General features: G+C 64.9%; 10 protein-coding genes. 5 read left to right on the forward strand and 5 right to left on the reverse strand.

All coding sequences use genetic code 11. From position 1 onward, the window contains the following. Positions 1–142: 142 nt before the first annotated feature. The 3 genes from CSC74_RS00310 to CSC74_RS00320 form a co-directional block, all read right to left on the reverse strand. Positions 143–655 (reverse strand): putative signal transducing protein, encoded by a 513-nt coding sequence (locus CSC74_RS00310; RefSeq protein ID WP_162312448.1) that lies wholly within the window; start codon positions 653–655, stop codon positions 143–145. 3 nt (positions 656–658) lie between these two features. Continuing rightward, a complete protein-coding gene (gene tesB, locus CSC74_RS00315; protein WP_162312449.1) occupies positions 659–1,567 on the reverse strand; it encodes an acyl-CoA thioesterase II in 909 nt (302 codons plus the stop codon). Between the two features lie 450 nt (positions 1,568–2,017). Beyond that, entirely contained in the window at positions 2,018–2,581 is a 564-nt protein-coding gene (locus CSC74_RS00320; RefSeq protein ID WP_162312450.1) for an N-acetylmuramoyl-L-alanine amidase, read from the reverse strand. A gap of 109 nt (positions 2,582–2,690) precedes the next feature. On the opposite strand from CSC74_RS00320, the gene CSC74_RS00325 reads away from it, so the two are divergent. The 4 genes from CSC74_RS00325 to CSC74_RS00340 all read left to right on the forward strand — a co-directional run bounded on the left by CSC74_RS00325 (position 2,691) and on the right by CSC74_RS00340 (position 7,732). Continuing rightward, positions 2,691–3,179 carry an MOSC domain-containing protein gene (locus CSC74_RS00325; RefSeq protein ID WP_162312451.1) on the forward strand — a complete coding sequence of 163 codons (489 nt, stop codon included), beginning with the start codon at positions 2,691–2,693 and terminating at the stop codon, positions 3,177–3,179. Next, entirely contained in the window at positions 3,176–3,724 is a 549-nt protein-coding gene (locus CSC74_RS00330; RefSeq protein ID WP_162312452.1) for an alpha/beta family hydrolase, read from the forward strand. Before CSC74_RS00325 ends, CSC74_RS00330 begins: the two co-directional genes overlap by 4 nt. A gap of 121 nt (positions 3,725–3,845) precedes the next feature. Beyond that, on the forward strand, positions 3,846–5,981 hold the full coding sequence (gene rlmKL, locus CSC74_RS00335; RefSeq protein WP_162312453.1) for a bifunctional 23S rRNA (guanine(2069)-N(7))-methyltransferase RlmK/23S rRNA (guanine(2445)-N(2))-methyltransferase RlmL: 2,136 nt from the start codon (positions 3,846–3,848) through the stop codon (positions 5,979–5,981). A 116-nt stretch (positions 5,982–6,097) separates the two neighbouring features. Continuing rightward, positions 6,098–7,732: an ATP-binding protein gene (locus tag CSC74_RS00340; protein WP_162312454.1), complete on the forward strand. Its 1,635-nt coding sequence runs from the start codon at positions 6,098–6,100 to the stop codon at positions 7,730–7,732. Between the two features lie 549 nt (positions 7,733–8,281). Here the strand turns inward: CSC74_RS00340 and ald are convergent. Both ald and aptA read right to left on the reverse strand, forming a co-directional pair. Next, positions 8,282–9,397, reverse strand: a complete 1,116-nt coding sequence (ald, locus tag CSC74_RS00345) for an alanine dehydrogenase (protein WP_162312455.1) — start codon at positions 9,395–9,397, stop codon at positions 8,282–8,284. Positions 9,398–9,459: 62 nt separating this feature from the next. Then, entirely contained in the window at positions 9,460–10,758 is a 1,299-nt protein-coding gene (gene aptA / locus CSC74_RS00350; protein WP_246192975.1) for an omega-aminotransferase AptA, read from the reverse strand. A gap of 247 nt (positions 10,759–11,005) precedes the next feature. On the opposite strand from aptA, the gene CSC74_RS00355 reads away from it, so the two are divergent. Further along, positions 11,006–11,554, forward strand: a complete 549-nt coding sequence (locus CSC74_RS00355) for a cupin domain-containing protein (RefSeq protein WP_162312457.1) — start codon at positions 11,006–11,008, stop codon at positions 11,552–11,554. The last annotated feature ends 131 nt before the right edge of the window (positions 11,555–11,685 follow it).

Below are 11,685 nucleotides of genomic sequence, written 5' to 3' on the forward strand. Positions count from 1 at the left end.
GCAAGGACGTATCCGCGCCGCGAATGTGACCGGCCTGACTTGTGGAAGCGGCGTAAGCCGCGAGCTCTTGCTTTCATCAGCACCATGGCAGGAGCAAAAGCTCGCGGCTTACGCCGCTCCCACAGATCCCACAGGTGCGGCTTCACGGTTTCGGAGGTGGATCGGCCGCGGGAGGCGTGATCCGCACGCGGATGGCTTCTTCTTCCTGTGCCGGCGGCTGTTCGGCTGCGGGCGTGGGAGCTTGTGCGGGAGGTGCTTGCGGTGGCGCGCGATGACGGCTCACCGTGATCAGCGCGGCAATGGCGATCGCGACCAGCAAACCGACCCGGATGCGCCAGGCCAGCGAGCGCTTCTTTGGCTCTTCCGGCAGCTCGGTACCGGAGAACACCAGCGGACTGCCCTGGCCGGGTCGGGTGCTGGCCAGCAATCCGGCCTGGCGCAGGATTTCGCGTGCGCGCGGCTGGTCTTCGGCACGGGTCACCCAGACGCTGGGTTGTTGCTTGAGCTTCATCGGTTCGGCATAGCTGAACTGGCCGCCGCGCTTGCTGTGATAGGAGCGGCCATTGGCCAGGTAGACCTCGATGCCGGCTTCCTTCAGCAACGCGGCCACGCCTTCCACGGTCTCGATGCGCAAACTGGTGAATACCTGGCGCATGGCCTATTCCTTCGCCGGGACCAGGGCGGCGGTTTCACCGTCGGGAACCACGCGGATGAGTCCTTCCTGCGCGGTGCTGGCCACCAGCTTGCCGTCGCGGGTGAAGATCTGCCCGCGCGCAAGTCCGCGCGAGTTCTGCGCGCTGGGACTATCGATGGAATACAGCAGCCAGTCGTCGGCGCGGAACGGGCGATGGAACCACAGCGCATGGTCCAGCGACGCCATCTGCACATTCGGCTGGTAGTAGCTGATGCCGTGCGGATAGTTGGCGGTGCCCAGCAACTGGAAGTCCGAGGCGTAGGCGAGCAATGCATGGTGCAGCTCCGGCGCGTCGCCGACCGGCTCGGTCAGGCGGAACCAGACCTGCTGGAAAGGAGGGCGCTTGGGCGGATTGAGTTCGTCGCGTGGATAGACGTGGCGGAATTCGAACGGTCCGCGCCGCGACAGCCAGCGTTGCACCTTCGGCGGCAGCGTGGCCATGACTTCGGCCGGTACCGCCGGCGCCGGTTCGATGTCCTCGGGGCGCGGCACTTCCGGCATCGACAGCTGGTGCTCGACGCCGGCTTCGTGCTCCTGGAACGAGGCGGCGCAGAAGAAGATGACCTTGCCGTGCTGGATCGCGGTCACCCGCCGCACCGAGAAGCTGCCGCCATCGCGGGTCCGGTCCACGTCGTAGACGATCGGGTGCTCGATGTCGCCGGCGCGCAGGAAATAGGCATGCAGCGAATGGGCCATGCGGCCGCCATCCACGGTGGCCTGCGCCGCCGACAGCGCCTGGCCCAGGACCTGGCCGCCGAACACGTACTTGGTGCCGATGTCGCGGCTCTGGCCACGGAACAGGTTGTCCTCCAGCCGCTCCAGCGAGAGCAGCTCGATCAGTTCGGAAACGACGGGTTCGGGTGTGGAAGACAAGGGGCGGCGCCTGTGCGGTGCGATGTCCAGGAATTATACCGGCCCGTAGGAGCGGGCCTTGTCCGCGATGCTCCTGCGCGATCAGGCCGAAAGGCATCGCGCCCAAGGGGCGCTCCTACACTTGCTTCCGTAGGAGCGGGCCTTGCCCGCGATGCTCCTGCGCGATCAGGCCGAAAGGCATCGCGCCCAAGGGGCGCTCCTACTCTTGCTTCCGTAGGAGCGGGCCTTGCCCGCGATGCTCCTGCGCGATCAGGCCGAAAGGCATCGCGCCCAAGGGGCGCTCCTACACTTGCTTCCGTAGGAGCGGGCCTTGCCCGCGATGCTCCTGAGCGATCTGGCCGAAAGGTATCGCGCCCAAGGGGCGCTCCTACACTTGCTTCGTAGGAGCGGGCCTTGCCCGCGATGCTCCTGCGCGATCTGGCCGAAAGGCATCGCGCCCAAGGGGCGCTCCTACGGGGTCAGGCGCTGCAGGGAGGTCGATTGCATCACCCGATCCCAGGGGAACAACGGCCCGGGATCGAGTTTTCGATGCACCAGCACGCCTTCGTCGTCGCTGGCCGCGACTTCGGTGGTGTCCAGATCCTCGTGGCCGGCGATGAATCGCAACGCAGGCAGTTCGCGTTGCAGCGATTCCAGCAGGCCGAGCAAAGCCACGATCTGCGCCTCCGTATAGGCCTCCTGCATCGACTGCTTGTCCGCCGCCAGCCAGTCCGGATAGCGGCCGATGTTGACCAGTTCGATGCCGACCGAACGCGGGTTGTAGCCGCGCACATGGTGGGCGATGCGTTCCACGCCCACGTACCGGTGCACGCTGCCGTCGCGGTCGATGTAGTAGTGGCCGCTGTTGCCGGTGCCGGAGTCGTAGCGCACTTCTTCGCCGAACCTGCGTGCAGTCTGCAGGTCGGGCAATTCGGTGCAGTGGATCACCGCCAGGTCGATATCGCCGCGTGGGCGTTCTTCCAGCAAGCGCTCATAGGGCAGGGGCGACAGGGTCACGGTCGGGGCGGAAGGCATGGCTGGAATGCTAGCACCCACCCGCCGCCCATCCGGCCGGTCGGCTGCAGCCGGCGGGGTCAAGTAAACTGGCCTCCATCGCGGACATCACCTCCGCCCGGACACGCCGATGCCGCTCAATCCCGATTCCGAACTGGCCAGGCTGATGGCCACGCTGCCACAGGTGGGCAAGGTCGAATGGATCGGCCTGCGTCCGGCCCGCGACGAATGGATGGTCGAGGTCGAATCCGCCCGGGCGGCGACCGAGGGCGGCCTGCAAGGCGACCGCTACAAGGGCGGTAGCGGCAAGCGCGGCGTGACCCTGATCCAGGCCGAGCACCTGCCGGCCATTGCCGCGCTGGCAGGCCGCGAAGTGGTGCCGGCGCTGCTGCGCCGTAATCTGGTGGTGTCCGGCATTCCGCTGATCGCATTGAAGCAGCGCCGCTTCCGGGTCGGCGAAGTGGTGCTGGAGGGCACCGATTCCTGCGATCCGTGCTCGCGCATGGAAGCCGCATTGGGCAGCGGCGGCTACAACGCCATGCGCGGCATGGGCGGCCTGTGCGCACGCATCGTTGCCGGTGGCGACCTGCGCATCGGCGATGAAGTGGTCGCGCTATGAGCCGGTCTTCGACAGGCGTGGGCCACTGCATCCTCTCGCATGGCTTCGAAAGCGGTCCGGACGCGACCAAGGTCACCGCGCTGGCCGAAGCCGCCGAGCGCCTGGGCTGGAGCCACGAGCGTCCGGACTACACCGGTTTCGATGCGCGTCGCGAGATCAGCGAACTCGGCGATGTCGAAGCGCGCCAGGCGCATCTGCTCGCGCTGGCGACCGCGGCCGCGAAGCGCGGCCCGCTGGTGCTGGCCGGTTCCAGTCTGGGCTCCTATATTTCGGCACGCGTGTCGCTGCAGGTTCCCATCGCCGGCTTGTTCCTGATGGCGCCGCCGATAACGATGGGACGCCTGGCCGATCTCGACGCAGCACGCGTGCCGACTTCGATCATCCATGGTTGGGACGATGAGCTGATCCCGGCGCAGGCCGTGGTGGACTGGGCATATCCGCGTCGTGCGCGACTATTGCTGGTGAACGATTCGCATCGGTTGTCGGCGCATGTGCAGGCTTCGGCCGAAGCATTTTCCTCTCTGCTGAAGAGCCTGCACTCTTAAACTCGTCATTCCCGCGCAGGCGGGAACCCAGCGACTTTGGCTTCATGGTCGCGCGAGGAGCAAAGTCACTGGGTCCCCGCTTGCGCGGGGACGACGATTCATTGTTATCGAGGTTTATCCTTTGAAATTCTTCGTTTCCTGCGGCAAAGGCCTGGAATACCTGCTCGTCGACGAGCTGCTGGCGCTGGGCGTGGCCAAGGCCACCGCCACCGTGTCCGGCGCCAATGCCGAAGGCGGACTGGTCGATGCGCAGCGCGCGGTGTTGTGGTCGCGCCTGGCCAGCCGGGTGCTGTGGCCGATCGGAGAATTCGATTGCCCCGACGAGTTGGCCCTGTACGACGGCGTGGCCGCGATTGCGTGGCAGCAGCACATGCGTTCCGACCATACCTTGTCGGTGGATGCGCACGTGTCCGGCGATGCGATCACCCACGCGCGCTACGCCGCGCAGCGGGTCAAGGACGCGGTGGTCGATACGTTGCGCGCGCAAGGACAGGAACGCCCGTCGGTGGATGTCGATCACCCCGACGTGCGCATCAACCTGTCGTTGCGCAAAGGCAGGGCCATGATCTCCATCGATCTTGGCGGCGGGCCGATGCATCGCCGCGGCTGGCGCAACGTGCAGAACGATGCGCCGTTGAAGGAGAACCTGGCGGCGGCGGTGTTGATGCGCGGCGGCTGGCCGAAGACCTACCACGAAGGTGGCGCGCTGCTGGATCCGATGTGCGGCAGCGGCACCTTGCTGATCGAAGGCGCGTTGATGGCGGCCGACGTGGCCCCCGGACTGCAGCGCCACGGGCGTAGCCTGCCTAGTCGCTGGCTGGGTTTCGATACGGACCTCTGGAAAGAGCTGGTCACCGAAGCGCAGCAACGCGAGGAAGCAGGGCGTTCGATCCTGAAAGAAGCGATGTTCGGCAGCGACATCGACCCGCACGCCGTGCGTGCCGCACGAGAGAATGCCGAGGTCGCGGGCGTGGCCGACCAGATCGCTTTCAGCGTGCGCGATGTCGCGGAATTGCAGGCGCCGCCATTCGAGCGCGGCACGGTGGTCTGCAATCCACCCTATGACGAGCGTCTTGCGGCGGACAACGCGCTGTACCGCAAGCTCGGCGACGCGCTGCGGCGCACGGTGCCGCAATGGCGCGCCAGCCTGCTGTGCGGCAATCCCGAGCTGGCCTATGCCACCGGCCTGCGCGCCAGCAAGAAGTACCAGATCTTCAACGGCGCGATCGAGTGCGCGCTGATCGTCTGCGATCCGGTAGGCCCGCCCAAGCAGGAAAGCGCGGTGACGCGCGAACTGTCGGAAGGCGCGCTGATGGTCGCCAACCGCCTGCGCAAGAACCTGCGCAAGCTCAAGTCGTGGACGACGCGCGAAGGCGTGACCTGCTTCCGCGCCTACGACGCGGACCTACCGGAATATGCGGCCGCCATCGACGTGTACAAGGAAGAATCCGGCGCCCTGCGCACGTTCCTGCATGTGCAGGAGTACGCCGCGCCGGAGGAGATCCCGGAGGCCGACGTGCGCCGCCGCCGCAACGAACTGCTGGCCGCCGCGCGCGAAGTGTTCGCGGTCCCGGCCGAGCAGGTCGCGATGAAGTCGCGCGAGCGCGGCAAGGGCGGCAGCAAGTACGGACGCTTCGAACAACGCGGCGAGCTGCTGCAGGTGCGCGAAAGCGGCGCGCTGCTGCAGGTCAACCTGTTCGACTACCTGGACACCGGACTGTTCCTGGACCATCGTCCGCTGCGCCGGCACATGGCGGTCGAGTCGCGCGGCAAGCGCTTCCTCAACCTGTTCTGCTACACCGGCGTGGCCAGCGTGCAGGCGGCGGTGGCAGGCGCCGATTCCACCACCAGCGTGGACCTGTCGGGGACTTACCTGGAATGGTGCGCGGCCAACCTGGCCTTGAACGGTTTCGCCGGTGCCCAGCATCGTCTGGTCCAGGCCGACGCGATGCGCTGGCTGGAAGCGGAGAAGAACCGCTACGAGGTGATCTTCTGCGATCCGCCGACGTTCTCCAACTCGGCCCGCGCCGACGACTTCGACGTGCAACGCGAGCACGTGCGCCTGCTGCGTGCCTGCGTGGATCGCCTGACCACCGAAGGCGTGCTGTACTTCTCCAACAACTTCCGCCGCTTCAAGCTGGACGAGGAAGCGGTGGCGGAATTCGCCAGCTGCGAGGACATCACGGCGCAGACCATTCCGCCGGATTTCGAGCGGAATCCGCGGATACATCGGTGCTGGCGGTTGACCAGGAGCTAATCGTCGAGGCGAATGGGTGTCTGCTTTCGACCCGGAGGCGTACGCGCACCGCGTCTTCCCGCCTCCGCATGGGATCGCGGATAGAATCAGCATCCCACTATTCTTCAAACTGCGAAATGAAAGATACCCCCGGCTGGGCCAATGACTGCTACATCACCGTACACGACGATGACGACTCTCCTTTTGAGGGCGTAGTCGAGTTGCTGCGTCGTTGCGTCGGGTTTGGACTGGATAACGCGCAGGGTTGGGCGCGGCAAATCAGTCGCAGTGGAAGCGCCCGGCTGGGGCCTTGGACGTCGGCAATCGCACATTCCATCCGTGATGAGATGGCGCGTCTGGCGCCGACTTATGGTTGCCGTAAGCTTCGTGTGGCACTGGAGGACCAGTCGGAGCAGGCTGCGCCCGCCATGACCAGTCTGGCCCAGAAAGCGCATCACGTCCTGAGCGAACTCTTTGGCGAGTGGCCGGCCGACAGTCTCGTTATTGTCAGGCGCGAATTTCCCGCTTACCTGCGCGTGGATGTGCAGAGCGCGCTGGATTCGCTGACGACCGGCGCTCGTCGCGTGGGAATCCATAGCCGCAATCGCTATGACGCATCGGACATGGCTGCTCTGATCTCCGAACGCGACCAGGCCAAGCTGGTCGGGGCGCTTCAGTTCGAGGACATCGACATAGGTGAGGGGCAGCCGATACGCCTCGCGACGAACTGTCTTTCGCTGATCAATGACGAAAAAGTGCCGCTAGCGGTTTGGGTCAACTTGCGTTCCGACTATTCGGAGAGTTTGCAGCTAAGCGTAGAGGTTCTTGCGCCTCCGGGCGAAGAGGCGGCCGCAAGGACGGTCGCGATGCTTGAGGCGATCGAGGCGGCCGTGGCGCAGGGCCGAAGCTATCGCGGCAAGATACTCTCGCTGGAAGCGAACGAGACTTTTCGCGGTACGGCCGCGAATGCCTTGACTGTCCACTTCCGCACTCCGGTCGCAGAGCACGAACTTATCCTGCCGGATGTCGTGAAGAATGCGTTGGATAGGCATATCATCCGGTTTGCGGCTGAACGCGACGCCCTTAAGTCGCTAGGCCAGTCCGGACGCAAAGGTGTGCTGTTGTATGGGCCGCCGGGTACGGGCAAGACCCACACCATCCGCTATCTCGCTGAACGCTTGCACGACCACACGACGTTCCTCGTCACGGCTGAGCAAATAGGGTTGATCGCAGTCTATTTTCGGCTGGCCCGGTTGTTCGCGCCATCGATCATCGTGATCGAAGATGCCGACCTGATCGCACGTCAACGCGAAGACATGAATTCGGCTTGCGACGAGGTGATGCTTAACCGTCTCTTGAACGAGATGGACGGCCTGAGGTCCGACGCCGATATCTTTGTCGTCATGACCACAAACCGGCCACGGACGCTGGAAACCGCCTTGATCCAGCGCCCAGGCCGCATCGACCACGCCATCGAAGTGCCGGTTCCGGATGCTGTCTGCCGAGGACGCCTGCTGCATCTTTACGGTGGTTCCTTGGCCATCCAGCCGAAGGAGCATGAGAAGCTGATCGAGCGTACCGAGGGAGTGAGCGCGGCCTTCATTAAGGAAGTTGCACGCCGTCTTGCGCAGCAATCCATCAGTGCAAGGCATCCTGGTCAAATCGACGCGGATGACCTTGAAGTCGTCCTGGAGGAAATGCTTTCCGAACGCGACGGACTGAACTTGCGGCTTCTCGGGGGCGATGTGGAAGCGATTGCGCAGCCGGGTTGATCGTCAGCCAGCATAGCCCGGGTAAGCGCAGCGCACCCGGGGCGCTTTGCACCCTCGGAACTCCAGGAGCCGCGGGTGCGGCCGTTGGCCTTACCCGGGCTGCGCCCGCCCACGGCAGCTGCGAGCCCGCTCCTGCGATGCTTTCAGCGTCTGCGCCGCCCCCCAAGCGCTTCCGCCGACGCTTTTAACGTCATCGTCGAGGTGAAAGGCCTCATCGATGGCGCTTTTTCATCGTCGCCGACGTTTTCCACATTGAAAGCAACGTCGATACCCCTCTCCGCTGACGTTTCAGCGTCGGCAGAGGCGCTCAAAGGGTCGCGGGTGACGCTTTTTTCGTCAGCAATGACGGTAAAAGCTTCGACGCTGAAGTTTTTTCGTGGAGGGCGTCGCAAAAAGCGCCGGCGCTGGCGCTTTTTTACCGGATCAGGCGACCGAGGACAGGAAGCGCCTTGGGCGTTGTGGGAGCGACGTCAGTCGCGAAGGCTTTACCGATTGAGTCGCATCGCGACTGACGTCGCTCCCACAACAACCGCTACGCGATCAGGCGGATCAGCCCAGCGCTTTCGCCGCAGGCACGTATTCGTAGCCCAGCACGTCGGCGACAGCCTTGTAGGTGACCTTGCCGTCGTGCACGTTCAAGCCGTTGAGCAGATGCTCGTCGTCCAGCAGCGCTTGCCGGGCGCCCTTGTTCGCGAGTTGCACGGCGAAGGGCAGGGTGGCGTTGGTCAAGGCGAAGGTCGAGGTGCGGGCCACGCCGCCGGGCATGTTGGCGACGCAGTAGTGGATGATGCCGTCCACTTCGTAGGTCGGATCCTGGTGGGTGGTCGCCTTGCTGGTTTCGAAGCAGCCGCCCTGGTCGATGGCCACGTCCACCAGCACCGATCCGGCGCGCATCAGCTTCAATTGCGAGCGCGCGATCAGCTTGGGCGCGGCGGCGCCGGGGATCAGCACCGCGCCGATCACCAGGTCGGTTTCGGGCAGACGCTCCTCGATCGCGTCGTGGGTGGAATAGATCGTGGTCAGGCGATCGCCGTACAACTCGTCCAGGTATTTCAGCCGGTCCAATGAACGATCCACGACGGTCACGCGGGCGCTCATGCCCATGGCGATGCGCGCGGCATTGATGCCGACCACGCCGCCGCCGATCACCAACACTTCCGCCGGCTTCACCCCGGGTACGCCGCCGAGCAACATGCCGGAACCGCCCTGCGCCTTTTCCAGCGCATGCGCGCCGGCCTGGATCGACATGCGCCCGGCCACTTCGCTCATCGGCGCCAGCAGCGGCAGGCCGCCCTTGCGGTCGGTGACGGTTTCGTAGGCGATGCAGGTCGCGCCGGAGGCCACCAACGCCTTGGTCTGCTCGGGATCGGGCGCGAGGTGCAGGTAGGTATAGAGCACCTGGCCGGGGCGCAGCATCGCGCATTCCACCGGCTGCGGTTCCTTGACCTTGATGATCATGTCGGCGCGCTGGAATAGTTCCGCCGCGCTATCGACGATCTGCGCACCGGCGCGCACATACATCTCGTCGACCAGGCCGATGCCCTTGCCGCCATCGTGCTGGACCAGGACGCTATGGCCATTGGTGACCAGCTCGCGGGCACCGGCCGGGGTCAGGCCGATGCGGTACTCGTTGTTCTTGATTTCCTTGGGGACGCCGATCAGCATTTTTCTCTCCAGTTGCGGTAAGGGCATGCGCGTGGGGAGCGCTGGGCGGACTGTCCGATAATTTACGCCGTCGCGCGCAGGGTGTCCGCCAGCACTTCGAAGATCCGGTCGATGTGCGGCTTCTCCACGATCAGCGGCGGCGACAGGGCCAGCACGTCGCCGGTGAGGCGGGTCAGCAGGTTGCCGTGGTTGAAGGCGCGGGTGAACACGTCGTAGCCGCGGGTGCCGGGCGCGTCCGGGCGCGGGGCCAGTTCGATGGCGCCGATCAGGCCGTAGTTGCGGATGTCGACGACGTTGGGCAGGCCCTTGAGCGAATGGATGGCTTCCTGCCAGTAGTCGCCCAGTTCGATCGCCTTGTCGAACAGGTTTTCCTCGGCATAGGTGTCCAGGGTCGCGATCGCCGCGGCGCAGGCCAGCGGGTGGCCGGAATAGGTGTAGCCATGGAACAGGTCGATGGCGTTGTCCGGACCCTGCATGAAGGCATCGTGGATGTCGTCGGAAACCAGCACCGCGCCCATCGGCACGCAGCCGTTGGTCAGGCCCTTGGCGGCGGTGATCATGTCCGGCTGCACGCCGAAGCGTTGCGCGGCGAAAGCGTTGCCGACGCGGCCGAAGCCGGTGATCACTTCGTCGAAGATCAGCAGGATGCCGTGTTTGGTGCAGAGTTCGCGGATGCGCTTGAGGTAGCCGTCGGGCGGGATCACCACGCCGGCCGAGCCGGAGATCGGTTCGATGATGACCGCAGCGATGGTGGAAGCATCATGCAACGCAACCATGCGTTCCAGGTCCTCGGCCAGTTCGATGCCGTATTCCGGCAAGCCTTTGGAAAACGCATTGCGGCCCAGGTCCAGGGTGTGGCGCAGGTGGTCCACGCCAGGCAGGCCGGGGCCGAACCACTTGCGGTTGTTGGGCAGGCCGCCGACCGAGATGCCGCCGAAACCGACGCCGTGATAAGCCTTCTCGCGACCGATTAGGCGCGTGCGCTGGCCCTCGCCGCGTGCGCGGTGGTAGGCGATGGCCATCTTCAGCGCGCTGTCCACCGACTCGGAGCCGGAGTTGGTATAGAAGACGTGGTTGAGGTTGCCCGGCGCCAGTTCGGCCAGGCGTTCGGCCAGCACGAACGGCAGCGGCGAACTCATGGAGAAGTTGGGGGCGAAATCCAGGGTCTCGATCTGGGTCTTGACCGCTTCGACGATCCGCGGCCGCGAATGGCCCGCGTTGCAGCACCACAGCCCGGCGGTGGCATCGAGGATCTCGCGTCCGTCCACGGACTTGTAGTACATGCCCGAAGCGCTGGCCAACAGGCGTGGCGCGGCCTTGAACTGCTTGTTGGCGGTGAACGGCATCCAGAAGGCGTCCATGGACGCGGGTGCTCGGGTCGCCTGGCTGGCGTAGTGCTCGGCGAAAGCGTGTTCGGCCAGGACGGCATTGCCGGGGGAGGAATCTGCGCTCATCGGACGGGCTCCGTGGGGTGCCGGGGGAAAGGTTCGCGCAGCTTATCGCGTTGAAAAAACTTTACAACTGGCCCGATATTCGACTGGAAATTGACCGTATCCTTACGCCATGTAAAGTATCCAGCAACATTGGTTCAAGCATGAAAGGGCGGGGATGGACATCGGCGCGCGCCTGCAGCTGGTTCGCAAATCCAAGGATCTCAGCCAGCGCGAGCTGGCCAAGCGGGTCGGCGTGACCAACAGCACCATCTCCCTGATCGAACAGAACAAGGTCAGCCCGTCGGTGAGTTCGCTAAAGAAGGTGCTGGACGGCATCCCGATCTCGCTCGCCGACTTCTTCACCCTGGATCTGGACATCGGCCTGCCCGACAGCCCGTTCTACAGCGCCGACGAACTGCCGGACGTGGGCAGCAACGGGGTCCATTATTTCCTGGTCGGCCAGCACCGCCCGCAACGGCAGATGTGCATCCTGCGCGAGGTGATGCCGCCGGGCACCGACACTGGCGCCAGCATGTTGTTGCACGAAGGCGAGGAAGGCGGGGTGGTGGTGGAAGGCGAGGTCGAAGTGACGGTGGGCGACCAGGTGCGGGTGCTGCGTGCGGGCGAGGCCTATTATTTCGAGAGCAGGGTGCCGCACCGGTTCCGCAATACCGGTGAGGTGGAGGCGGTGATCTTCAGTGCGAATACGCCGGCGACTTTCTAGGTTCGTCATCCCCGCGAAGGCGGGGATCGCTCTTCGCTCTTCGCTCTTGTCTAGGCATAAAGCGTTTCGCGCGATGCGCGAGTCACTTTCTTTGCTTGTGCAAAGAAGCGCTCCACAACAGCCGAATGGCT

It is taken from the genome of Pseudoxanthomonas yeongjuensis, assembly GCF_010093345.1.
Lineage (GTDB): Bacteria > Pseudomonadota > Gammaproteobacteria > Xanthomonadales > Xanthomonadaceae > Pseudoxanthomonas_A > Pseudoxanthomonas_A yeongjuensis.